Here is a 23,394-nt window from a genome sequence, read left to right on the forward strand (position 1 = left end):
CCCTTGGCGGCGAGGCCTAGGATGGAAGAGACCTTCGATTTCGTGATCGTCGGCAGCGGCGCAGGCTCGCTGTGCGCCGCGCTGATGATGCGGTCGCTCGGCAAGAGCGTGCTCGTCCTGGAGAAGCTGGACAAGGTCGGCGGCACCACCGCGACGTCCGGCGGGGTGATGTGGATCCCCAACAATCGCTTCATGAAGGTCGAGGACAGCCGCGAGAAGGCGATCGCCTACCTCGACGCCCTCGCCGAGGGCGAGGAGACCGCCGCGCCGGCGGCCACTCGCGAACGCCGCCACGCCTTCGTCGAGGAAGGTCCGAAGATGATCGACTTCCTGGTCAGCCAGGGGGTCAAGCTGAAGTGGATCCCGACCTATCCGGACTATTACAGCGGCAAGCCGGGCGCGCTGGATACGAGCCGGACCATCACCTCCGAACTCTTCGACATGAGCAAGTTGGGCGCCTGGAAGTCGAAGTTCCCGCCGTCCTTCCTGCCGCTGCCGGTGACCATCGACGAGGCCCTGCTGCTGCCCTGGATGAAGCGGTCCGGCGCGGCGCGGAAGGTCCTCGGCAAGATCGCCTTCCGCACCCTGCTGGGCAAGCTGACCGGCAAACAGCTGCTGGGCGGCGGCGCAGGTCTGCAGGGCCAGATGGCCAGCGCGGCCCTGAAGGCCGGCGTCGAGATCCGGCTGAACGCCGGGGTGAAGCAGATCCTGGTCGAAGGCGGCCGCGTGGCCGGCGTCGTCGCGGAGATCGACGGCCGCGAGCGGCGGATCGGGGCTGCGTTGGGGGTGCTGCTCAACGCCGGCGGCTTCTCGCGCAACCAGGAGATGCGCGACCGCTACATCCCCGGCACCTCCGCGACCTGGACCATCACCAGCGTCGGCGACACCGGCGAGGTCCTGCAGGAAGCCGTGCGGATCGGGGCGGCCGTGGCCCAGATGGGCGAATTGATCGGCCAGCCGGTCGCCCTGCCGCCGGGACGGCCGCCGAGTCTCGTCCACGGGGACGTCACCAAGCCGCACGGGATCATCGTCGATCAGGGCGGCGAGCGGTTCATGAGCGAGGCGCAGTCCTACGTTGAACTGGGCCGCGGGTTGATCGAACGCAACAAGGTCGCGCCGGCGATCCCCAGCTGGCTGGTGGTCGATAGCCAGTATCTGAAGAAGTACATGTTCGTCGGCACCATGCCCGGTTCCGCCAAGCCTCAGGCTTGGTTCGACCAGGGCTTCCTGAAGAAGGGCGAGACCCTGGACGAGCTGGCCGCCGCCTGCGGCATCGACGCTGGAAAGCTGCGCGCCACGGTCGAGCGGTTCAACGGCTTCGTCCGCAACGGCCGCGACGAGGACTTCCATCGCGGCGATCGGGCTTATGACCGCTGGCTGGGCGACCCCTTCGAGAGCGGCGCGGCCCAGTCGCTCGGAACGGTCGAGGAGGGGCCCTTCTACGCCCTTCAGGTCTATCCGGGCGACGTCTCCACCTTCGGGGGCCTGGTGACCGACGCGCAGGCGCGCGTGCTGCGCGAGGATGGCTCGGTGATCGACGGCCTCTATGCGACGGGCACGTCGACCGCCTCGGTGATGGGCGCGCGCAGCCCGGGCGCCGGGGCCAGCATAGGCCCGGCGTTCACCTTCGCCTATATAGCCGCCAAGCATGCGGCCAACGCCGGAAACCTGGCGGAGGCGGCGGCCTGAGGGCGGCTGGAACAACCAACTGATCGGGCGCGGGAAACCTGCGCCGGGAGAGGACGAACGTGACGATACTTCCTGATGCCAACCTTTACATCGACGGCAAGATCCGGCCCGCGACCGGCGGCAAGACCTATGACGTCCTCGGCCCGTGGACCGGCGAGGTCGTCACCAAGGCCGCCGACGCCACGGCCGCCGACGTCGAAGAGGCGATCGTCGCGGCCCGCCGCGCCTTCGACCACACCGACTGGGCGACCAACCACGCCAAGCGCTACGAGCTGGTCAAGAAGCTGCGCGACCTGATCAAGGCGAACAACGCCCGCATGGTCGAGATCGCCCGGCACGAGGCCGGCGCGGCGATCGGCGCGGTGTTCGCCGCCCACGTCAACAACGCCGTCGACGGTATGGACGCCCTGATCGACCTCTTCCCCGAGGTGAAGTGGGAGGAGGACCGTGGCCGCAAGAGCGCGATGGGCGGGAAGTACGTTTCCGACCGCACGGTCGTCTACGAGGCGATCGGCGTCGCCGCCGCCATCACCCCCTGGAACGTGCCGCTGTACGTCAACCTAGGCAAGGTGATCGCCGGCCTGCTCGCCGGCTGCACCATGATCCTGAAGCCCGCGCCGAACACCCCCAGCGCCGCCGCCATCCTCGGCGAACTGGCCCTCGAAGCCGGCTTCCCGGCGGGCGTGTTCAACGTCGTGCTCTCCGAGGACCCGGCCATGGCCGGCGAGATGCTGACCAAGGACCCGCGCGTCGACCTGATCACCTTCACCGGCTCGACCCTGGTGGGAAAGAAGATCATGGAGAACGGCGCCCAGACCCTGAAGCGCGTCTTCCTCGAGCTCGGCGGCAAGTCGGCCAACATCATCCTCGACGACGCGCCGAACTTCGCCATGGCGGTCGCCTCGTCGATGGTGGTCTTCCACGCCGGCCAGGGCTGCGCCATCACCACCCGCGTGTTGATCCCGCGCAGCCGCTACGCCGAGGCGTGCGCCATCCTCGAGCAGGCCTACGCCGGCTTCGCCGACAAGTGGGGCAACTTCGAACAGCCGACCAGCATCATGGGCCCGGTCATCTCCAAGAAGCAGATGGAACGGGTGATGAGCTACATCGAGCTGGGCCAGAAGGAAGGCGCCCGGCTGCTGGCCGGCGGCCACGCGCGTCCGGACAAGGGCGGCGGCTACTTCATCGAGCCGACCTGCTTCGTCGATGTGACCAATGACATGCGCATCGCCCAGGAAGAGATCTTCGGCCCCGTGCTGGTGGTCATTCCGTACGAGGACGACGAGGACGCCATCCGCATCGCCAACGACACCACCTACGGCCTGTCGGGCATGGTGCAGGGCAGCCCTGAGCGGGCCGCCCACATCGCCAAGCGCCTGCGGACCGGCTCGGTCAGCGTCAACGGCGGCATGTGCATCGCCGGCGACCTGCCGTTCGGCGGCTTCAAGGGCAGCGGCGTCGGCCGCGAGTGGGGCCGTGAAGGCATCGAGGAGTTCCTCGAAAGCAAGGTGATCGCGGTCGGCGTTCCGGCCTAGGTCAGGCCGTTCCGGTCGGGCCGGCGCCGATTTGGCGTCGGTCCGGCCTGGACCGCACGAAGGAGCGATCCTGCGATGGTGAGAGCGCAGACTTCCACGATCGAGAAAGAATCGCTGAGCCACAACCTCCTGGGTCAGCGGCTCGGGCGTAAGGGTCGTGACACCCGCGAGCGGATCATTCTGGCCACCGAGAAGCTGCTCGCGGGGCCTCTCGGCCAGCCGATCTCGCTGAGCGCCGTCGCGCGCGAAGCGTCGCTGGGCATGACGACGCTCTACCTCTATTTCAGCGACCTGTCCGAACTGCTGCTCGCGGTCCTCGCGCCGATTATGGCGACCGCCGAGGAGACCTACATCGCGCACTTGCGGCAGCCCTGGCCGGATGACGAGCTGGGCGCCCACTGTCTGCGTTTCGTCGAGGCCTACCACGCCTTCTGGGTCCGGCACTCGCGCATCCTGCACCTGCGCAACACCTACGCCGATGACGGCGACGAGCGCATGCGGTCGAGCCGTATCGGGCCTTCCCGCCTGGTGATGGAGCTATTGGTCCGTCAGATGGAGGGCGATCCCGCCGAACTGCGGACGCCGATCTACTACATGGCTTCGGTGCTGATGACCGGCATCGAGCGGATGATCACCATCGCCACCGACGAGAAGTTCCGCAACCTCTTCCAGGAGGACCCGGAACCGCACATCCGCAACCTGCTGCGCACCGAGGGACGTCTTCTCGAGCTGGCGCTGCGCGATGGCCGCGTCCAGAGCCGCGCCCCGTCGGCGGCCTAGGTGGCGGGATCGCCAGAGCGTTATCGGATGCGCCGGCGGCCATGAGCTATTGTGTCTCGTTCCGGCGGTCGCAACATTCCACGTGGTTGTGGAGAAGCGCCGGCCCCGAGGTCGCATGGGGCCGGTGATTAGGTGTGACGGAGGGCGCGGCGCCCTGCTAGTGAGAACAACAGTCTCGGGGGCTCCCGCCATCCCCGAGCGCCCCAATTTGTCGGAGATTCCGATGGCTGACGACGCCGCCCCCGCCGCCCTTTCGCCCGCCGCCCCCAAGCCGGCGCATGTGCCGGACGCGCTGGTCTATGATTTCGACTACTTCAAGGATCCGGGCTTCGCCACCGATCCCCATGGCCGTATCGCGCAGATGCTGAAGGACGCGCCGGAGGTCTTCTGGACGCCGCGCCAGGGGGGGCACTGGGTGGCGCTCAGCTACGAGGCCAACTTCGACCTCGGGCGCGACTGGGAGACCTTCACCAGCGAATTCGTGCCCCAGGCGCAGATGCAGGCCATGCGGGCGGCGCTCCCGCCGGGCGCGCCGCACATCCCGCAGCCCCTGCCGATCAACGTCGACCCGCCGCTGCACACCAAATACCGCATTCCGCTGAACGGCGCCTTTTCGCCCAAGGCGATGAACCTGCTGAAGGACGACATCCGCGCCCTGGCCAAGGAGCTGGTCGCGAACATCGCGCCGAAGGGCTGCAGCGAGTTCATGAACGAGGTGGCCGAGCCGCTGCCGGTCAACGTCTTCCTGAAGATGTTCGGCCTGCCGGTCGCGCGCGCCGAGGAGTACCGCGACCTGGTGAAGGAGCATTTCGAATCGATCGACTTCGATCCGAAAGCCACCATGGTGAAGCTGCAGAAGGTCGCGGCGATCATGCACGACACCTTCCTCGAGCGGAAGGAGAACCCGGGCGACGACCTGATCAGCCGCCTGTGGCAGGCGAACGTCGACGGAACGCCGACCACGATCGAGGACATGGAGAACTGGGGCGTCCTGCTCTTCCTCGCCGGCCTCGACACGGTGATGAACGGCATCGGCCTGGGCGTGCGCCACCTGGCGACCGACCCGGCGCTGCAGGAGCGCCTTCGCAAGAATCCGGAGCTCTCGCAGGACCTGACCGAGGAGCTGCTGCGCCGCTACACCTTCACCGTGCCGGTCCGGATGGCGGCGAAGGACACCGAGTGGCATGGCGCGCCGATCAAGGCGCGGGAACGGGTTCTGATGCTGCTCGGCGGCGCCGACCTCGACACCAGCCGCTTTGCCGACCCTGAGCGGACCGACATCGACCGCGAAGACAAGGTGCACATCGCCTTCGGCACGGGTCCGCACCGCTGCGTGGGCTCGCACCTGGCGCGCATCGAGCTGCAGATCCTTTACGAAGAACTGCTGGCCGGCCTGCCGACCTTCCGTCTCGATCCCGAGAACCCGCCGCAATTCCATGGCGGCAACGTGATCGGCCTCAACAGCCTCCATCTGATCTGGGACGTCTGACGCATGGCTGCACCACGCCCTCTTCCCCGCCTCGACGCCGACAACCGGGCCTTCTGGACCGGGGGCGCGGACGGCGAGCTGCGGATCCACCATTGCGGTGACTGCGGAAGCTGGAACCACCCGCCGATGCCGGTCTGCCGCCAATGCCTGTCGGAGAACGTGGCGGCCGAGGCGGTCGCCGGGACGGGCGTGGTCGACACCTACACCGTGAACTACCAGGCCTGGGGCCCGGGCATGGAGGTGCCCTTCGTGATCGCGCGCGTCGCCCTCGACGGGGCGCCGGGCGTGATCCTGACGACCAATGTCGTCGGCTGTCCGCCGGAAGAGGTGGAGATCGGAGACCGCGTGCGCGTCACCTTCGAGCAGCACGAGGACGTCTACATCCCCCTGTTCGAGAAGGTGGCGTAAGATGGCGACCCGCGAGGCCTATATCACCGGGGTCGGCCAGTCGAAGATCGGCCAGAAGCTCACCCGACATCCGCTGCTGCTCACCCTCGACGCCTTCAAGGAGGCGCTCGATGAGGCGGGCCTGACGGTCGACCAGATCGACGGGGTCGCCACCTATCCGGGCCGCATGGCCGGCTATCTCGGCTTCTCCCCGGTCGGCACGGACGAGGTCATCGAAGGCTTCGGCATCAAGGCGAAGTGGCGCCTCGGCGGCATGGAGCTTTCGGCCCAGCTGGGAGCGATCGCCGCGGCCGCTGACGCGGTGAAGGCAGGTCACGCAAGGCACGTGATGTGCTTCCGCACCGTCTACGAGGCCGCCGCCATGGCGCGCCCCGACGAGTATCCGATGCCGAAGCGCGGCCGCGTGGACGGCATGTCCCAGTGGACCGCGCCGTTCAACGCCACCTCGGCGGTGACCTGGACGGCCCAGTACGCCATGCGCCACGTCAAGAAGTACGGGCTGACCCGCGAACAGCTGGCGCAGATCGCGCTGACGGATCGCGCCAACGCCCTCCTGAACCCGCGGGCCCTGGTCCGCGAGCCGCTGAGCCTCGACCAGTACATGTCGGCCCGGATGATCGCCTCGCCGCTGTGCCTCTACGACTGCGACCGCTTCAGCGACGCCTCGACGGTGGTCATCGTCTCCGCCGGCGACGCGGTGGACGAGGTGACCTGCACGCCGATCCGCATCGCCGCCTCGGCCGGCGCGGTCGACCGCGACAGCTGGGACCAGGCCGAGTGGATGGCCAGCTACGCCACCGGCCGGGAGCTCTGGAAGCACACCGACTACAAGCCGAAGGACGTCGACACCGTCCAGTTCTACGACGGCTTCGCCTTCCTGGCGCTGACCTGGCTCGAAGCCCTGGGCTTCTGTGAAGTCGGCGAGGGCGGCCGCTTCATCGAAGGCGGCCACCGCATCGCGCTGGACGGCGAGCTGCCGCTGAACACCTTCGGAGGCCAGATCGGCGCCGGGCGGCTGCACGGCTTCGGCTTCGCCCACGAGGCGGTGACCCAGCTGCGCGGCAAGGGCGGCGACCGCCAGATCAAGGGCGATCCGAAGGTGGCGGTGGCCACGTCCGGAGGCGGCCCTCTGGCTACCGCGCTTCTGCTCGCCAGGGACTAGGCCCGTGGCAGTCGCCCTCGACGATCTTCCGGGATATCGGCGGCGCTTCCGGGTGACCGCCGGTCCCGGCTGGGTGCGGAGCGACCTCGAGGACGACTACCACCATATGCACGTCACCCTGCGCCACCAGGGCGGGGTCGTGACCGCCGTCGAGCCGGTGATGGTGCGGGCCCCCTGGACCACCTGTCCGGGCGCGGTCGAGCGGCTGAAGGCGACGTTCACCGGCGCGCCGCTCGCCGACGTTCCCGGGCGCAACAGCGACAAGGCCACGAACTGCACCCATCTCCACGACCTGGCCACACTCGCGGCGACGCACGCCTTCGACCGCGAACCCTTGACCTATGATATCCTGACCTCCGACCCCGTAGACGGGCGACGCCGCATCGAACTGCGGCGAAACGGTGAGCCGGTGATGACCTGGGTGGAGCAGGACGGGCGGTTGGCCGAGCCGGCGGCGGCGTCCGGCCTGACGCTGCTTCAGCTGCGTCCCTTCATCGAGTCCCTCGACGCCGAAGGCCAGGAACGGGCGCGGATCCTGCGCTGGGGCGCCATCGTCGCCCACGGCCGTGCGATCCCGCTCGAAAACCAGTCCGACGCCACGCGAATGCCGCCGACCTGCTTCACCTTCCAACCGGAGAACAAGGTCAAGGCGGCGCGCGTCGGCGAGATCCGCGACTTCAGCAAGGGGACGCTCAAGCCCCTGGAGCCGCGAACCGGAGCCTAAACCCAACCCCAACCCCGAACCACACCCACAACAGGGCGCAATGACGCCAACGGAGGAAACCCGATGGAAATGAACGACATGGTGATCGTCAGCGTCGACGACCACATCAGCGAACCGCCGGACTTGTTCGACAAGCACCTGACGGGCGACGCGCTCGCCACGGCGCCGAAACTGAAACTGACCGCGAGCGGCACCGACTACTGGGAATACCAGGGCCAGAAGTGGCCGTCCGTGGGCCTCAACGCCGTTGTCGGCCGCCCGTTCGAAGAGTACGGCATGGAGCCGACCAGCCTCGAGCAGATGCGCAAGGGCGTCTACGACGTCCACGAACGCATCAAGGACATGGACGTCAACGGCATCGCCGCGTCGCTGAACTTCGGCAGCGTCGTGGACTTCGCCGGCGGCCGCTTCCACCAGGTGGCGGACAAGGACCTCTCCCTGATCCACCTGCGCGCCTACAACGACTGGCACGTCGACGAATGGTGCGCCGCCTATCCCGGCCGCTTCATCCCCTGCGGCATCCTGCCGACCTGGAACATGGACGCCACGGTGGCCGAGATCAAACGCCTGGCGGCCAAGGGCTGCACCGCGGTCTCGATCAACGAGAACCCGACGACCAAGGGCCTGCCCAGCATCCACAACGCCTACTGGGAGCCGATGTGGAAGGCCATCACCGACCACGACATGGTGATCTGCCTGCATATCGGCGGCGGCAACCCGGCGCCGCACGCCTCGATGGAGACCCCGATCGAGGCCTGGATCACCACCATGCCGATGTCGATCTCGCTTGGCGCGGCCGATTGGCTGCACCTGGAGGCGCTGCATCGCTACCCGACCATGAAGATCGCCCTCTCCGAAGGCGGCATCGGCTGGGTGCCCTACTTCATGGAGCGCGCCGACTTCAGCCACTGGCGCCACAAGACCTGGACGCACTCGGACATGGCGTTCGGCGAGCTGAAGCCGTCCGACGTCTTCAAGCGCCACTTCATGCTCTGCTTCATCGACGACAAGTTCGGGCTGCAGAACCTGCGGTTCCTCAACGAGGATCTGGTCTCCTACGAGTGCGACTATCCGCACTCAGACACCCTGTGGCCGGAGGTGCCTGAGCACCTGTGGCCGTCTGTGAAGCACCTGACCGTCGAGCAGATCGACAAGGTCACCCACAAGAACGCGATGCGCTTCTGGAACTTCGACCTGTTCAAGCACTACAAGCGCGAAGAGGTGACGGTGGGCGCGCTCCGGGCCAAGGCGGTGGCGGCCGGCGTGGACACCTCGCCGAAATCCTCGGGCGGCCGCGCGCCGCTCGCGCCCGGCGAGAAGCCGCGTCCGATCACCTCCGGCGACATCATGGGAATGTTCGCCAAGCACGACCGGGTGGCGTGAGGTTCGGACCGCGCGGAGGCCGGAAGGCTTTCGCGCGGTCGTCTCAACGGAAGGGTCTGTTGCAGAGGCCGCAAACGCCCCCTCCGTCCCTTCGGGCCACCTCCCCCGCTGCGCGGTGGAGGAGCTAAGATGCTCCACCGTGAAACGGGGGAGCTGTCGCGTAGCGACTGAGGGGGCGTTTGCGGCAGATGTGACAGCCCGACCCTCGACGAGAAGGGCTCCGCCGTGGGGGTGGGAGCAGAGAGCGTTATCCTCGGCTCGGTTGTCTGCTTTCGAAACCGAGGATATGCACCTTTCGACCGTCCGCTTGAGAGGCGCCTATCGCCGGGACGATTTGCGAGGGGGGCGGTTGATCGGCCTGGGCCGGCGCCCTCTATTCGAACGAAAATCGGCGCCGCGAGGCGGGCGGTTTTTTTTGCAATGCCGCTGGCCTTGGCCAGCCGGCTTGCCTGCAGGAGCATCGGGATGAAGATCCGCATCAACAAGGCTGGCTGCGTGGGCCACGCGCGCTGCGCGGCGGTCGCCCCGGAAGTCTACGAGCTCGACGACGACGGCTTCATCGCCGTCGAGGAAATCGACGTGCCGCCGGAGCTGGAAGCCCTGGCCCGTCGCGGCGCGCGCGCCTGCCCCGAACGCATCATCACTGTCGAAGAATAGCAAAAGGCCGCCCGTCGGGCCGCTAGGGAGACCTCATGTCTGACCTCGTGAACTACAAGAACAAGCGCGTCATCGTCAGCGGCTGCTTCTCGGGCATGGGCGAAGCCACGGCCCGGCAACTGGTCGGCCTGGGCGCCGAAGTGCACGGCCTGGACTTCAAGCCGTCGACGCTCGACCTCGCCTCCTTCAACCAGGTCGACCTGCGTGACCCGGCCTCGATCGAGGCGGCGGTGGCCAAGATCGGCGGCAAGGTCGACGCCCTGTTCAACTGCGCCGGCCTGCCGCAGACCGCAGGCCCCCTCGACGTCATGAAGGTGAACTTCCTCGGCACCCGCAAGATGACCGAGACGGTGCTGCCGCTGATGTCTGAAGGCGGCGCGATCGCCAGCATCGCCTCGACGGCGGCCATGGGCTGGTCGCGCCGGCTGCCGACCATCATGGAGCTGGTCACCACCCCCACCTACGAGGACGGCGTGAAGTGGTGCGAAGGCCACCTGGACACGGTGGCGGAAGGCTACTCCTTCTCGAAGGAAGTCATCACCGTCTGGACCATGTTCACCGCGGCGCACCTGATCAAGAAGGGCATCCGGCTGAACTGCACCCTGCCGGGCCCGACCCAGACGCCGATGATGTCGAGCTTCGAGTCCGCGACGCCGGTGACGGTGATCGACGCCGCCGCCCAGCCGATCAACCGCCGGGCCACCCCGGACGAACAGGCCAGCCCGCTGATCTTCCTGAACAGCGACGCGGCCAGCTACGTCAACGGCCACGCCTTCGCCGTCGACGGCGGATTCATGGGCGGCCTGGCCACGGGCCAGATCGACATGGCCGCCCTGATGGGCGGGGCGAAGAAGGCCTAAGGCGCCTATAGATCGGCCTTGGGGACGCGGTTCGAGACCTGCGTCCCCGGCCGCAACTGGCCGGACCCGGTCGCCATAGCCCACGACAAGAACAACAAGACGCAATCTGGGAGGCGCCGACATGAACCTCGAACTCTCCGCCGACCAGGAAGCGCTTCGCGAGGCCTTCGCCCGTTTCCTGAACGAAGAGAGCAGCATGGCCCGCGTCCGCGCGGCGCTGCCGTCGGGCTTGGACGAGGCGCTGTGGGCGGGGCTCGCGGACCTGGGCGCCTTCTCGGTGCGCGTTCCGGAATCGGCGGGCGGCCTGGGCCTGGGCGTGCTCGACGCCGCGGCGCTGATGGAGGAGGTGGGCCGCACCCTGGCCTCCGGTCCCATCGCCGAGACAATGGTGGCGGCGCGGCTGCTGGCCGTGGCCGGCGGCGACCGGGCGGGCGACCTGCTGGAAAAGGTGATCGCCGGCCAGAGCGTGCTGAGCCTCGCCTTCCATGACGTGGCCGAACAGCCCGTGCAGTGGATCGCCGGCGGCGCCGTGGCCGCCGCGGTGATCGCCCGCGACGGGGACCAGCTGGTGCTGGTCCCTATCCCTGAGCGCGACCGCAAGGGCGAGGCCAACCTCGCCTCCACCCCGATCGCCGAGCTGCGCCTGACCGGCGCAGAGCGGACCGTCCTCGCCGTCGGTCCGGAGGCCGTGACGGCCTTCGCCCAGGCCATCGAGGAGTGGCAGCTCTTGATGTCGGCGGCGCTCAACGGCCTGGCGCGGGAATCCATCCGGCTGGCGGCGGCCTACGCGACCGAGCGGGTGCAGTTCGGCCAGCCGATCGGCGCCTACCAGGCGCTGTCGCATCCGCTCGCCGACCTGATCACCGAGGTCGACGGCGGCAAGCTGCTGCTCTGGCAGACGCTGCGCAACATCGCCGACGACGCGCCCAGGGCCGGCGCCGAGGTCGCGCTCACCTACTGGTGGAACGCCGACACCGCCAGCCGCGCGGTCCTGCAGTCCTTGCAGACCTTCGGCGGCTACGGCCTGACCACCGAATACGACATCCATCTCTACGACCTTAGGGCCAAGGCCTGGCCGCTGGTGTTCGGCGACCCGACCCGCCAGCTCGACGAGGCCGGCCGGCGGCTCTACGCCGGCGAAGCGGCGAGCCTGCCCGACGTCGGCGAGGTCAGCATCGACTTCGACCTGGGCGAGGAGGCCCGCGCCTTCGCCGCCGAGGTGGACGCCTTCTTCAAGGCGACGCTCACGCCGGAGCTGAAGGCCAAGGCTCACTACTCCTGGGATGGCCATGATCCGGGCGTCCACAAGAAGCTGGCCGAGGCTGGCTACCTGTTCCCCAGCTGGCCCAAGGCGCTCGGCGGCCGCGACGCGCCGCCCTACGCCGTCTCCGCCGCGCGCGAGGTGTGGGAGGAGAACGGCTGGAGCGGCCACGCCGCCGGGGTGACGCAGATGGTGGCCGCCATCATCCGCGCCTTCGGCAGCGACGAGGCGAAGGCCGAGGTGTTGTCGAAGATCGTGGCGGGCGAGGCCGTCTGCAGCCTGGGCTATTCCGAACCGGGGTCAGGCTCGGACGTGTTCGCCGCCCAGACCAAGGCGACGCCGGTCGGCGACGGCTGGCGCATCGACGGCCAGAAGATGTTCACCAGCGGCGCCAACATCGCCGACTACGTCCTGATGCTGACGCGCACCAATCCCGACGCGCCCAAGCACAAGGGGCTGACGATGTTCATCGTCCCGCTGAAGGCGCCGGGCATCGAGGTCCAGCCGGTCTTCACCTTCCAGGACGAGCGGACCAACATCACCTACTACGACGGGGTGAAGATCCCGGACAGCTACCGGCTGGGCGAGGTGGACGGCGGGGTGAAGGTGATGTCGGCGGCGCTCGAGCTCGAGCACGGCGGCGGCTTCGGCAAGACCCAGGCGCACATGCTGCGCGCGGCCGAGGCGCTCTGCCGCGAGATCGTCTTCCAGGGCCGGCCGCTGATCGAGGACGCCTCGGCCCAGCGCCGCCTAGCGCGCACCTACGCCAATGTCCAGGTCTCCCTCCTGCTCGGCCTGCGCGCGCTCTGGGCGGGCGTCGAGAAGAAGCCCAGCCCGGCCTACGGGCCGATGACCAAGATGTACTCGTCCGAGAAGTTCATGTCGGATGCGTCCGACCTTTTGGACCTGACCGCGCCGCACTCGCTCTCCAAGCGAGACGGCCCGGCAGGCTATCTCAATCTCTGCTACCGCCATGCGCATGGAACCCGGATCTACGGCGGCACCAGCCAGGTCCACCGCAGCATGATCGCCGAGCGTAACCTCGGCCTTCCCCGTAGCCGCGCGAAGTGAGGAAAGACATGTCCGAAGAAGCCCCCCATCTCCTCACCGAGGACGTCGACGGGATCCTGATCGCCACCCTCAACCGGCCCGAGAAGCTCAACGCCATCACCGCTCAGATGATGGGCCTGTTCGAGCAGGCGCTGATCCGGTTCCGCGACACGCCCGAGCTGAAGGTCATGCTGATCCGCTCGACCGGCCGCTACTTCTGCTCGGGCGCCGACATGCGCTCCGGCAGCGCGACCGAACAAAAGCGCAGCGCCTCGGCGATCCGCGAGACCCACCGCATCGGGCTCAACGGCATGCACCGCATCTATGACGAGATGGAGCATATCGAGAAGCCGATCGTCGCCGCCCACCACGCCACCTGTGTCGGCGGCGGGCTGGAGATGTCGCTGTCGGCCGACTTCCGCCTGGCTGCCAAGAGCGCCAGCTACGCCTTCCCCGAAGGCCTGTTTGGCGTGCTCCCGGCCTCGAACGGCGTCAGCCGGCTGACGCGGATCTGCGGGACCCACTGGGCGCGCTATCTGATCATGGCCAACATGGCGGCCAGCGCCGAAAAGGCCCTGACCATGGGCCTGGTCCACGAGGTCTTCCCGGACGAGACCTTCGAGGACGATGTGATGATCTTCTGCCGGCACCTGGCCAAGCAGAACGGCGAGCAGATGGGCGCCGCCAAGCTGGCGATCGAACTGGCCAGCGAAGTGGGCCGCGAGCAGGGCCGTCAGGTCGAGCGTCTGGCCAACAGCGCGCTGATGCTCAACCCGGCCTATCTCGAGGGCATCGCCAAATACGTCCAGGGCATCGGCAAGGGCGGCAAGAAGGAGTAGGCGGGCTGGCCCTTCCTCTCCCGCGACGCGGGAGAGGAACGCGCCGCTTCAGAGCGGCAGGTGGCGGACCCGGTCGCCGGCCTCGATGCATCCCTGGACGGCCCGCTGCAACATGGCGATCAGGGTCTGCGGATCGGCGTCGTCGTTCGCCTCATGGATCAGGCCCACGGCCATCGGCCGCTCGCCCGGTTCGCAGGGCAGCAGGATCGCGCACATCCGGGCCGCAGAGCCGAAGCCGGCCGGGCCGATGGCGTAGCCCTGGCGGCCGCACGCCTCGATCTGCTCGCGGATGGCGGCGGGGTTGAAGGCGTGTTCAGCCGCCGCCTCGGCGCGCAGCCGCCGCAGCACGCCGTCGCGCCGCTCGGTCGGCACGGTCGAGAGCAACAGCCAGCCCGCGGCGCTTTCACAAAGCTCGCCCAGCGCGCCGCCGGACAGGCCGTTGGGCAGGGAGGTGGCGATCGGGCGGGGCCCGGCGAGCCAGCGGAACATCTGCACCTGCAGGCCCACCATGCCCATCACCGCGACGCCCTGGCCGGTCTGGGCCTCCAGCCGCTCCATCGTCATCGACAGCCGGCCGTCGCGCACCAGGGTGGGCTGGCAGAGCGATCCCAGCATCGCCGCCCGCGGGGTCGGCGTGAAGGAGCGGGAGTTGGGATCCTTATAGAGCAGGCCCATCTCGACCAGGATGGCGAGCAGTTCGGAGGTGCTGGACTGGGGGCGCTTGTAACGCCGGGCGATGTCCATGACGGTCGCGTGGCGGTTCTGTTCGTCGAAAAACTCGAGGACCTCGATGACACGGCGAGCGGTCTTCGCCTTATTCGGATCAAGAACCGTCGTCATCGCGCTCCGCTCCTCCCCTAATTTGCGGGCACGGTTGCGCGATGGGAAGTGCGCTGTCAACGAAAAATGAGAGGGTCTCGTTTGCTGTTTGCATGCGGCGGCGTCCACTGCCTGTTCGTTGAACTGGACCGGCGCGCGGCTCACGTCGCGCTCCAGTTCATCCGGTGCGTGCAGTCTCCGCGACGGCCAGGCTCTCGCGCAGCACAATTGTTCCCGATTTCGACATATTATTCGGAAAATATCGTTTCCCGGGCACGCGAGCGCCCGCAGCCCCTAGGCGCCGCCATCCGCAAGGCGATAGCTTAGGCAGGCTCGCCGGCCCGATCCGGGTGGCCAGGCGACAGCAGAAAAAAGACTTCGGAGGAGACCATGCCCACCATCCCCCGCCGAGACATCCAGCCGTGAGCCGTCCCGAGGGCAATGTGGGTGATCCCCAGTCGGCCACGACGCTTCCGCAGCTGGTCCGCGCGGCCGCGGCCGCCTACGGCGACGCCGTCGCGGTCGTCCTCAAGGGCGACAAGGTCCCGGACGACCAGATCACCTTCGCGGAGCTGGAGCGGACGTCCGCCGAGCTGGGCCGGGGACTGATCGCCCGCGGCGTCGGCAAGGGAACGCGCATCGGCTTCATCTGCGGCAATGGTCCAACCTTCGCCGTGCTGCTCGCCGCCATCGCCCGGATCGGCGCGATCGCGATCCCGATCAGCACCATGATCCGGTCCAACGAGCTGGTCCGAGTGCTGCGCCAGTCCGACGTGAGCGGGTTGATCGTCCAGCGGACGCTGCTGGGCCACGACTACGTCGAACGTCTCTGCGACGCGCTGCCGGACTTGCGTGCGGCGGGCGGCCCGGACCTGAGGCTCTCCCAGACGCCGTTCCTGCGATGGATCGCCTCCACCGGCGAGGGGCTGCCGCCCGCCTTCCACGACATGAGCCATCTCACCGAACTCGCCGGGACGGTGAGCGAGGCCCTACTTTCGGAGATCGAAGCCGAGGTCCACCCTGTGGACCAGATGATCGAAATCTACACCTCCGGCTCCATGGCCCTGCCCAAGGGCGTGAAGCACAACCACGGACCGATCCTGTTCCGCACCCACTGGATCCGGCCGAAGCTCAAGGTGGAGCGCGGCATGCAGGTCGCCGCGGCCCTGCCGATGTTCTGGGTCGGAGGGCTGATCATGTATCTGATGCCCAACTGGGAGGTGGGCGCCACGACCATCTGCACCGAACGGACGCTGAGCAACAGCCGCGTCGCCATGGGCAGCGTGCTGGCCGACGAAGACCTGGAGCTGATGAAACAGGCGCCGATCAACTGGGCGCTGGGCATGACCGAGACCATCGGACCCTATTCGTGGGGCGATGAGGTCCGGGTTCCCGGCTATCCCCTTTGCGCGCCGCTGGACCATATCGCCGACCGGTACGAGGTGCGGGTCTGGGACGAGGGCAGGGCGGTCGCCGACGGCGGGATCGGCGAGATCCAGGTGCGGGGCTATGCGCTGACGCCGGGCCTGCACAAGGTCGAGCGCGCCCAGTATTTCGAGCCGGACGGCTTCTACCGCACCGGCGACATGGGACAGGTCGACGGCGAGCGCATCCTTTTCGTCGGGCGCAACGGCGACATGATCAAGACCGCCGGCTCGAACGTCTCTCCCGCCGAGGTCGAGATGGAGATGCAGCAGCTGGAGGGCGTCCACTCCGCCTATGTCGTGGGGCTGCCGGATCCGGAGCGGGGCCAACTGCTGGTGGCGGCGGTGGTGCCCCGCGACGGCGCGGTGCTGGACTTCGCGGACATCGAGACGAAGCTGCGCCAGCGGCTGTCCAGCTACAAGGTGCCGCGGGCCTATGTGCCGATCACCCGCGACGAGGTGCCCCTGCTGCACAGCAACAAGGTCGGGCGGCGCCAGCTCGAGGGGATGCTCGCGGAGAGGCTTGGACGCGCCTGACGCCGCCCGCGCGAACCCGTGCGGGCGGGCTTGTGTTCGCCGTCTTGCGCAGCGTTTGCTGGGAGGGGCGTATCCGCTACCCTTCGCCCGTCGCCAACGGGACGCAGGAATGGCTGTGAAGCCTCGTCTAAGGTTCGCCCTGCTGCTGGTCGCCGCGACCCTCGCCGCCGCACCCGCCCGGGCGGCTGGTCTGAGCGAGGCCCAGGTCCGCGCCTTCTTCGCCCAGCAGGAGCGGGCCTGGAACGCCGGGGCTCTGGAGGCCTATTTCACCGCCTTCCAGCCTGACGCGGTCTTCACCGACCAGTACCGGACCCCCGCGGGAGAGGTCGTGTCCTACGGCAGCAGCAGCCTGGCCGCGGCGCGGGCCCAGGCCCGCAAATTCCGTGCGGCGTCCAAGGTCTCCGAGACCGGCGAGATCGCCCGGATCACCCTGGGCGCCGACGGCCGCACGGCGCAGGTCGTCTCCCGTGAGGTGTCGCGCATCCAGGGGCCGAAGGGTCTGCGCGTGACCTGCGCCGAACGCCGGCAGGAGCTGGTCCTCGCCGCCGGCCGCCTGCGCTCCAAGGGCCAGACCGACACCTTCACCCGCTGTTCGCGCTAGCTCGGCAGAGCGCGCCTGGCGTGCGACCCCTTGCCCTGTATACTTTGGCGTGTAAGTCGGACAGATTTCGGGTTCGCCTTGACTAGGGCTAGGCCGAATGTCGGGAACGAAGCGCAAACCTATATGCGCGTTTGGGGGGCTGCTGGCGCTGGCGGTGATCACCGCGCCGCTGTCGTCGCCCTATGCCTATGCGGCCATGGCGGCGGGGCAGGCGCAGCTCGCCAAGCTGATGGACGGCTACCGGCGTCCGGCGGACATACCCGCGCCTCCCGACAATCCGATAACGCCGGCGAAGGTCGCGCTGGGCAAGGCGCTTTTCTTCGATCCGCGGCTCTCCGGCTCAGGCGTCATTTCCTGCGCCAGTTGCCACAATCCCTCCTTGGGTTGGCAGGACGGCTTGGCCAAGGGAGTCGGTGATCACGGGAGCCAGCTCGCCCGCCGCACGCCGACGATCCTCAATCTTGCCTGGAGCGCGCCCCTGTTCTGGGACGGCCGAGCCGCGACCCTGGAGGAGCAGGCCAAGGTTCCCATGGCCGCGGGTGACGAAATGAACAAGCCCCACGACCAGGTGGTGGCGCAGGTGAAGGCGATACCGGGATATCGCGCGGCGTTCGCCACCGCCTACCCGGGCGAAGACGTCAATATCGACACGATCGCCAAGGCGATCGCCACCTACGAGCGCACGGTGATCTCCGGCAGGTCCCCGTTCGACGAATGGCTGGGCGGCGAAGAAGCGGCGATCTCGGCCTCGGCCAAGCAGGGGTTCGTGCTGTTCAACACCACGGCCAAATGCGCGTCCTGCCACTCCGGCTGGCGGTTCACGGACGACGGCTTCCACGACATCGGCCTGGCCGGCGACGATCCCGGCCGGGGCAGGATCATGCCGAAAATCGCCGTCCTGGATCACGCCTTCAAGACCCCGACCCTGCGCAATGTCGCCGACCGGTCGCCCTATATGCATGACGGCTCGATGCGGACCCTCGAAGAGGTCGTCGACCACTATGACCATGGGTTTATCAAGCGGCCGTCGCTCGCCGACCAGATCAAGCCGCTAGGGCTCTCTGCGCAGGACAAGGCCGACCTTCTGGCCTTCATGCGCACCCTCAGCAGCCATGACGACACCGTCGTGGCCCCGACTCTTCCACATTGAACGAAATCGTTGGCGCCGCCATGAAGATCCGCATCCTCTCCGGCCTGGCCGCAGCCCTGGTGATTTCAGGGGTCTGCTGGGCGGCGACGATCGCCGTCGACCAGAAGGACATCGCCTTCAGCCTGTCCCGACTGGTGGTGAAGCGGGGCGATAGCGTCACCTTCACCAACAGCGACCCGACCTCGCACAACCTGCTCATCACCGGCAGCGGCCTGACGGTGGACAGCGGGCTCCAGAAGCCAGGCGTCGCCTTCAAGGCGCCGTTCATGAAATCCGGCACGTATCAGGTAACCTGCGCCATCCATCCCAAGATGATGATGACGGTCGTGGTCCAGTGACCCTGGCCCCGGGCTCCTCGATCGCGGAAAGCGCGGCGGCGCCACGCTATCCCCGCGTCTTGCAGACCCTGCACTGGTTGATGGTCGTCCTTGTTGCGGTGCAGGTCGCGCTCGTCCTGGTCCTACGCCAGCTGCAGTCGCCGGAATTCGCCGGATTGGTCCTGGCCGCCCATCGTCAATGCGGCGCAATCGTCTTCATCCTGGTGGTGCTGAGGCTGGCGCTGGCCTTCCGCTTCCGCGTCCCCAAGAGCGACGTCGGCCTGCCCTCCTGGCAGCAGCTGGCCGCCCATGTCGTCCATCTGGTGATGATCCTCCTCTTGTTGGCCCAACCGGTGCTGGGGTTCCTGGTCGCCTGGTCGCGCGGGGACGATATCGTGCTGGCCGGAATACTGAGAATCCCGACCCTGGTGCGCCTGTCCAATGCGCAGGGGATGCAGATGGAGCTTGCGCATCGCTGGACCGCCTTCGCCCTCCTGGGCCTGGTGGGCGGGCACGTGCTGATGGTGGTCTTCAACAATCTGGTCCGCAAGGCGCCGGTTATGGAGCGCATGCTGCCGGCGCCGGCGAAGGGCCGTCTGACCAACTACGTGCCGGTGGCGGCGCAACTGGCCATCTGCTGCAGCGCGATCCTCGCCCTGACCACGGCGGCGGGGATCTATGGCGCTCACCAGTACACAGCCTTCACCGACCTGCGGGCCAAGTTCGACGAGACGGAGGTCGCAGCACTCGATGACCTGCGCAACGCGCAGATGGCGGTTAAGACCTTGGCGCCCGGCATGTCCGCAAACCTGCTGGGATCCGCCGCGGACGCAGCCGCCAACGTCGCCAGCTTTCCAGCCAGGCTGGCCGACCCCGACGCGAACGCGGCGGCGACCAGAGCTGCGGCGGCTCTCGCGAAGCTCGCCGCCGGCGACCGCTCTCAGGCCACCTTCGACGTCGCCGACCAAGAGCTGCGGAATGCAGCCGACAGCCAGTTCATGCGGGTTTTTCAGGGCCGCCAGGAGATCGAGCGGATCGCCGCCAAGGGGCACGATCTGATTATCCTGGCCCTCGCGCCGGCGGTGATCCTCGCAGCGGTATTGGCCTTCCTGCTTGCACGCAGCGTGCTGACCGCGCTCGCGCAGGCCCGAAGCGTGGTGCAGGGCGTCGAATCCGGCGATGCGATCTGGCAGGTGCGGGTGGAAGGCCGCGGCGAGTTCGCCGCGCTCATGCGCGACATCCTGCGGATGCGCGACACCGTGGTGACGGGGAAGGACCGGTTGGTGCACGCCGCCGAGGCCGCCAACCGGGCGAAGTCCGAGTTCCTGGCCAACATGAGCCACGAGCTGCGCACGCCGCTGAACGGCGTCATCGGCTTCTCGCGCCTGTTGGCGGAAAGCAAGGACCTGACTGCCGAGGATCGGCGGCGGATCCTGCTGGTGCGCGGGGCCGGCGAGGCGCTGAACAGCCTGATCAACGACGTGCTCGACTTCTCCAAGCTGGAGGTGGGGGCGGTGCAGCTCGAAGCGCGCCCGTTCAGCGTCGGCGACATGGTCTCCGAGGCGCTCTCGATGGTCGAGCCGCAGGCGACGGACAAGGCCCTGGAACTGAAGATCGCCGGGGAGGATCCCGGCGTCCTGGTGGGCGACAAATACCGCCTGCGCCAGGTGCTGCTGAACTTCCTGTCGAACGCGGTGAAGTTCGCCGACAGAGGCGCCATCAGCGTCCATCTCGCGACCGAACCTCGGCCCGACGACCGCCTCTGGCTGAAGGTGGAGGTCGTCGACCAGGGCATCGGCATCGCGCCGGAGAAGATCCCCAACCTGTTCCGGCGCTTCTCCCAGGCCGACGGATCCATCACCCGGAACTTTGGCGGCAGCGGCCTTGGCCTCGCCATCTCGCGCGAGCTGGTCGAGCTGATGGGCGGCGAGGTCGGGGTGGAGAGCGCGCCCGGCCGGGGCGCGACCTTCTGGTTCCAGCTGGAGCTTCCGCGCGGGCGGATGGCGCCGCGCCGCGAAAAGGCCGCCCAGGGGCGCGCCAGCTTCCTCGGCCGTCGGGTGCTGGTCGTCGACGACGTCGCGCTGAACCGCGAGCTGTTCCAGGAGATGCTGCAGCGGCACGGCTGCGAGGTGCATCTCGCCTGCGACGGCCAGGAGGCCGTCGAGGCGGTGACGGGCAGGCGCTACGACCTCGTGCTGATGGACGTCCACATGCCGGTGATGGACGGGCTGGCCGCCACCCAGGCGATCCGGGCGGCCGGCTTCATGTCGCTGCCGGTGCTGGCCCTCACCGCCAGCGGCACGCCGGAGCAGGTGGACGCCTGTCTCGCGGCGGGCATGAACAGCCATCTCCTCAAGCCGCTCGCGCCCCAGGACCTGGAGCGCGCCCTGGCCCGCGTCTTCGACGGCGTCGCAGGGCCGCCGGTCCAGCCCTCGTCCCCCGACCGGCGCGACGAGGAGCGGCAGGTCCGGGAGGCCTTCGAGACCTCCATGGGCCCGGCGACCACGCTCAGGCTCGTTCGGCTGTTCCAGGAACAGCTGGCGCAGCGTTTCCTCGACGAGCAGCGGCCCGCGCTGCAGGAGGACGCGCACAAGGTCGTCGGCAGCGCCGGCACCCTGGGCCTCCTGACCTTGAGCGAGGCGGCGCACCGCCTGGAGGCGGCTTGCCGGGACGGCGAGTGCTATGCGGCGGATCTGGCGCAGACCCGGGCGGCCGCGCAGGAAGCCGGCCTGACCCTTCACGCCTGGACCGAGCGCCTGAGCCGGCTGGTGAACGCTTAGCGGCTCGTCGCGCGCCTCGCCGGGATCGGGAAGCGGAGCACTGCCGCTGGGGCGGAACGCGACAGCGCAAAAAAAGCCGCGCCCGAAGGCGCGGCAAGTCATTAGGGAGGAAACGCCCAGGAAGGGCATCTCCAATCTGAACGGTGTTTAGACTAGGTGCAAGCGGAAACTGCGCTACGGCGCCGAAATGTCGCAGCCGCGATCCGGGCGTCAGAGATAGTCGCGCCGCCCACGGTCAGCCGTGAGCGGCGCGAAAACGACGGTTCTGTCGTCGATCTTAGTCGGACGAGGGAAGCGGCTTGGCTTCCTTCAGCACCAGGGCGACGCCGCCGATTGACAGCGAGCCTTGGCCCGCCTTGACGCACAGCAGCTCCGCCGTGCCGGCGTCGTCGACGTAGCGCTTGCCGGTCATCGTGCCCGACGCGAAGGCCGGGTCGATGGCGCCGCGCTCGGCGGGACGCTCCGTGTCCATCGGCTTGCCGCCGCATTCCACGACCGTGTCCGCGCCAGCGCGAACCACGATCACTTCGGTGTCGCACACCGCGCTTTTCAGCCTAGCTCCCGGTTTCATCGGTTCTCCAACAGTCGATGTTTAGGCGATCACGCCGGCGGCCTTGAGGCTCTCGATCCGATCCCATTCGATGCCCATGTCTTCGAGCAGGAAGGTTTCGGTGTGTTCGGAGGCCTGCGGCATCCGCTCGGTCTTGATCGCTTCGTGATTGAACTGGACCGGCGGGCGGACCAGCTTGATCGGCGGGCCGCCGGCGATGGATTCCACTTCGACGATCATGTCGTTGGCGAGCGCCTGCTCGTCGGTGGCTAGGTCCAGCAGGCTCTGGAAGGGCGCCCACTGGCCCTTGAAGGTCCTCAGATGCTTGCGCCAGTACTCGAACGGCTGCTTGCCGAAGGCGGCGACCATCGCGCCGCTGGCGTCCGCCCAGTTCTTCATCAGGGCCTCGGCCGTGGCGAACCGCGGGTCGTCGGCGAGCTCGGGAAGTCCGAGATGGGTGAACAGGTCGCGGATGTAGGGGCCCGGCGTCAGGGTGCACAGGTTGATGGTGCCGCCGTCCGAGGTCCGGAAATTGCCCATGAAGGGGTTGCCCGGGTGGGCGCCCGACTGCGGCATGCGGTTGCGCCCGGCGACGCCGGTGTCCATGGCCGCGGCGACGCCCGCGCCGGCCGCCCACCAGGCGGTGCTCATCAGCGAGACGTCGAGCTCGACCGCCTCGCCGGTGCGCTCGCGATGGAACAGGGCCGCGCAGATGCCGCCGGCGATGTTCATGCCGCCGATCGAGTCGCCGAAGGCCGGGATGCCCTGGGTCAGCGGGCCTTCCATCTCCGGCGGCGTCATCGACAGGCCGATGCCGCTGCGGGTCCAGAAGGCGGTGCCGTCGAAGCCGCCGACTTCGCGTTCGGGACCCTTGTCGCCGTAGGCGCTGCCGCGGGCGTAGATGATGTTCGGGTTGGCCGCCCGGATGTGTTCGATGTCGAACTTATTCTTCTGACGCGCCTGCGGCAGGAAGTTGGTCAGGAAGACGTCGGCGGTCTTGGCGATCTCGTAGAGCAGTTCCTGGCCTTCCGGCGTGCCGACGTCGAGGCCGACGCTGCGCTTGCCGCGGTTGGGGTGCTCCATCAGGGTGAATCGGTTCGGGTCGACCTTCTGTCCGCCGACGTTGACGAAGCCGCGCTGGGTGTCGCCGCGCACCGGATGCTCGATCTTGATCACGTCCGCGCCCCAGTCGGCGAGCACCGCTCCAGCCGCCGGCACGAAGGTGAACTGCGCCACTTCGAGGATCCGAACGCCCTTCATCACCTGCGTCATAAATCGACTCCATCCCTAACGTCGGCAGCGTCCGGCCGCGCCGGTCCCATACTAGACACGGCTTCTAATTGCACGCGCCGGCTCATCAAGTTACGCGGCGTAAACCT

Annotated in this window: 20 protein-coding genes; 17 read left to right on the forward strand and 3 right to left on the reverse strand. The window is 68.2% G+C overall.

Annotated features, from left to right (window positions below; genetic code table 11):
• Positions 1-21 precede the first annotated feature (21 nt).
• The 12 genes from ACSQ2B_RS19515 (at position 22) to ACSQ2B_RS19570 (ending at position 13,837) form a co-directional block, all read left to right on the forward strand.
• Positions 22-1,689 (forward strand): FAD-binding protein, encoded by a 1,668-nt coding sequence (locus tag ACSQ2B_RS19515; RefSeq protein WP_436052376.1) that lies wholly within the window; start codon positions 22-24, stop codon positions 1,687-1,689.
• A 59-nt stretch (positions 1,690-1,748) separates the two neighbouring features.
• Positions 1,749-3,224: an aldehyde dehydrogenase family protein gene (locus ACSQ2B_RS19520; RefSeq protein WP_436052378.1), complete on the forward strand. Its 1,476-nt coding sequence runs from the start codon at positions 1,749-1,751 to the stop codon at positions 3,222-3,224.
• A 75-nt stretch (positions 3,225-3,299) separates the two neighbouring features.
• Complete coding sequence (locus ACSQ2B_RS19525; protein WP_436052380.1) at positions 3,300-4,004, forward strand: TetR/AcrR family transcriptional regulator; 705 nt, start codon at positions 3,300-3,302, stop codon at positions 4,002-4,004.
• A 223-nt stretch (positions 4,005-4,227) separates the two neighbouring features.
• Positions 4,228-5,493, forward strand: coding sequence for a cytochrome P450 (locus ACSQ2B_RS19530; RefSeq protein WP_436052382.1), 1,266 nt, complete (start codon positions 4,228-4,230; stop codon positions 5,491-5,493).
• Positions 5,494-5,496: 3 nt separating this feature from the next.
• A complete protein-coding gene (locus ACSQ2B_RS19535) occupies positions 5,497-5,901 on the forward strand; it encodes a Zn-ribbon domain-containing OB-fold protein (RefSeq protein WP_436052384.1) in 405 nt (134 codons plus the stop codon).
• Position 5,902: 1 nt separating this feature from the next.
• The gene (locus ACSQ2B_RS19540; protein WP_436052386.1) at positions 5,903-7,063 is read left to right on the forward strand and encodes a thiolase family protein; all 1,161 of its coding nucleotides are present in this window, start codon (positions 5,903-5,905) and stop codon (positions 7,061-7,063) included.
• A gap of 4 nt (positions 7,064-7,067) precedes the next feature.
• A complete protein-coding gene (locus ACSQ2B_RS19545; RefSeq protein ID WP_436052387.1) occupies positions 7,068-7,787 on the forward strand; it encodes a hypothetical protein in 720 nt (239 codons plus the stop codon).
• A 63-nt stretch (positions 7,788-7,850) separates the two neighbouring features.
• Positions 7,851-9,170: an amidohydrolase family protein gene (locus ACSQ2B_RS19550; RefSeq protein WP_436052389.1), complete on the forward strand. Its 1,320-nt coding sequence runs from the start codon at positions 7,851-7,853 to the stop codon at positions 9,168-9,170.
• A 465-nt stretch (positions 9,171-9,635) separates the two neighbouring features.
• A complete protein-coding gene (locus ACSQ2B_RS19555; RefSeq protein ID WP_436052391.1) occupies positions 9,636-9,827 on the forward strand; it encodes a ferredoxin in 192 nt (63 codons plus the stop codon).
• Between the two features lie 35 nt (positions 9,828-9,862).
• Positions 9,863-10,687, forward strand: a complete 825-nt coding sequence (locus tag ACSQ2B_RS19560; RefSeq protein WP_436052393.1) for a coniferyl-alcohol dehydrogenase — start codon at positions 9,863-9,865, stop codon at positions 10,685-10,687.
• A 121-nt stretch (positions 10,688-10,808) separates the two neighbouring features.
• Positions 10,809-13,019 (forward strand): acyl-CoA dehydrogenase, encoded by a 2,211-nt coding sequence (locus ACSQ2B_RS19565; RefSeq protein ID WP_436052395.1) that lies wholly within the window; start codon positions 10,809-10,811, stop codon positions 13,017-13,019.
• Positions 13,020-13,027: 8 nt separating this feature from the next.
• Positions 13,028-13,837, forward strand: coding sequence for an enoyl-CoA hydratase/isomerase family protein (locus ACSQ2B_RS19570; RefSeq protein ID WP_436052397.1), 810 nt, complete (start codon positions 13,028-13,030; stop codon positions 13,835-13,837).
• A 48-nt stretch (positions 13,838-13,885) separates the two neighbouring features.
• Here the strand turns inward: ACSQ2B_RS19570 and ACSQ2B_RS19575 are convergent, their stop codons facing one another.
• Positions 13,886-14,677, reverse strand: a complete 792-nt coding sequence (locus tag ACSQ2B_RS19575) for a helix-turn-helix domain-containing protein (RefSeq protein ID WP_436052399.1) — start codon at positions 14,675-14,677, stop codon at positions 13,886-13,888.
• 401 nt (positions 14,678-15,078) lie between these two features.
• Between ACSQ2B_RS19575 and ACSQ2B_RS19580 the strand changes: the two genes are divergently transcribed.
• From ACSQ2B_RS19580 to ACSQ2B_RS19600, 5 genes are all read left to right on the forward strand, one after another.
• Positions 15,079-16,617: a class I adenylate-forming enzyme family protein gene (locus tag ACSQ2B_RS19580; RefSeq protein ID WP_436052401.1), complete on the forward strand. Its 1,539-nt coding sequence runs from the start codon at positions 15,079-15,081 to the stop codon at positions 16,615-16,617.
• A gap of 109 nt (positions 16,618-16,726) precedes the next feature.
• Positions 16,727-17,218 carry a hypothetical protein gene (locus ACSQ2B_RS19585; protein WP_436052403.1) on the forward strand — a complete coding sequence of 164 codons (492 nt, stop codon included), beginning with the start codon at positions 16,727-16,729 and terminating at the stop codon, positions 17,216-17,218.
• A gap of 97 nt (positions 17,219-17,315) precedes the next feature.
• Positions 17,316-18,368, forward strand: a complete 1,053-nt coding sequence (locus ACSQ2B_RS19590; protein WP_436052405.1) for a cytochrome-c peroxidase — start codon at positions 17,316-17,318, stop codon at positions 18,366-18,368.
• Between the two features lie 20 nt (positions 18,369-18,388).
• A complete protein-coding gene (locus tag ACSQ2B_RS19595) occupies positions 18,389-18,706 on the forward strand; it encodes a cupredoxin domain-containing protein (RefSeq protein WP_436052407.1) in 318 nt (105 codons plus the stop codon).
• Positions 18,703-21,465, forward strand: coding sequence for an ATP-binding protein (locus ACSQ2B_RS19600; RefSeq protein ID WP_436052409.1), 2,763 nt, complete (start codon positions 18,703-18,705; stop codon positions 21,463-21,465). Before ACSQ2B_RS19595 ends, ACSQ2B_RS19600 begins: the two co-directional genes overlap by 4 nt.
• Before the next feature lie 277 nt (positions 21,466-21,742).
• On the opposite strand, the gene ACSQ2B_RS19605 is transcribed toward ACSQ2B_RS19600, so the two are convergent.
• Together ACSQ2B_RS19605 and ACSQ2B_RS19610 are read right to left on the reverse strand one after the other, a co-directional pair.
• Positions 21,743-22,036, reverse strand: coding sequence for a hypothetical protein (locus ACSQ2B_RS19605; protein WP_436052411.1), 294 nt, complete (start codon positions 22,034-22,036; stop codon positions 21,743-21,745).
• Between the two features lie 21 nt (positions 22,037-22,057).
• The gene (locus ACSQ2B_RS19610) at positions 22,058-23,287 is read right to left on the reverse strand and encodes a CaiB/BaiF CoA transferase family protein (protein ID WP_436052413.1); all 1,230 of its coding nucleotides are present in this window, start codon (positions 23,285-23,287) and stop codon (positions 22,058-22,060) included.
• Positions 23,288-23,394 lie beyond the last annotated feature (107 nt).

This window comes from Phenylobacterium sp. LjRoot225, assembly GCF_964252855.1.
Taxonomy (GTDB): Bacteria; Pseudomonadota; Alphaproteobacteria; order Caulobacterales; family Caulobacteraceae; genus Phenylobacterium.

Coding starts and splice junctions, on each gene's coding strand:
- ACSQ2B_RS19525 (WP_436052380.1), top strand. CDS start 3,300: ATGGTGAGAGCGCAGACTTCCACGATCGAGAAAGAATCGCTGAGCCAC.
- ACSQ2B_RS19560 (WP_436052393.1), top strand. CDS start 9,863: ATGTCTGACCTCGTGAACTACAAGAACAAGCGCGTCATCGTCAGCGGC.
- ACSQ2B_RS19575 (WP_436052399.1), bottom strand. CDS start 14,677: ATGACGACGGTTCTTGATCCGAATAAGGCGAAGACCGCTCGCCGTGTC.
- ACSQ2B_RS19585 (WP_436052403.1), top strand. CDS start 16,727: ATGGCTGTGAAGCCTCGTCTAAGGTTCGCCCTGCTGCTGGTCGCCGCG.
- ACSQ2B_RS19550 (WP_436052389.1), top strand. CDS start 7,851: ATGGAAATGAACGACATGGTGATCGTCAGCGTCGACGACCACATCAGC.
- ACSQ2B_RS19570 (WP_436052397.1), top strand. CDS start 13,028: ATGTCCGAAGAAGCCCCCCATCTCCTCACCGAGGACGTCGACGGGATC.
- ACSQ2B_RS19605 (WP_436052411.1), bottom strand. CDS start 22,036: ATGAAACCGGGAGCTAGGCTGAAAAGCGCGGTGTGCGACACCGAAGTG.
- ACSQ2B_RS19590 (WP_436052405.1), top strand. CDS start 17,316: ATGTCGGGAACGAAGCGCAAACCTATATGCGCGTTTGGGGGGCTGCTG.
- ACSQ2B_RS19565 (WP_436052395.1), top strand. CDS start 10,809: ATGAACCTCGAACTCTCCGCCGACCAGGAAGCGCTTCGCGAGGCCTTC.
- ACSQ2B_RS19535 (WP_436052384.1), top strand. CDS start 5,497: ATGGCTGCACCACGCCCTCTTCCCCGCCTCGACGCCGACAACCGGGCC.
- ACSQ2B_RS19540 (WP_436052386.1), top strand. CDS start 5,903: ATGGCGACCCGCGAGGCCTATATCACCGGGGTCGGCCAGTCGAAGATC.
- ACSQ2B_RS19515 (WP_436052376.1), top strand. CDS start 22: ATGGAAGAGACCTTCGATTTCGTGATCGTCGGCAGCGGCGCAGGCTCG.
- ACSQ2B_RS19610 (WP_436052413.1), bottom strand. CDS start 23,287: ATGACGCAGGTGATGAAGGGCGTTCGGATCCTCGAAGTGGCGCAGTTC.
- ACSQ2B_RS19530 (WP_436052382.1), top strand. CDS start 4,228: ATGGCTGACGACGCCGCCCCCGCCGCCCTTTCGCCCGCCGCCCCCAAG.
- ACSQ2B_RS19555 (WP_436052391.1), top strand. CDS start 9,636: ATGAAGATCCGCATCAACAAGGCTGGCTGCGTGGGCCACGCGCGCTGC.
- ACSQ2B_RS19595 (WP_436052407.1), top strand. CDS start 18,389: ATGAAGATCCGCATCCTCTCCGGCCTGGCCGCAGCCCTGGTGATTTCA.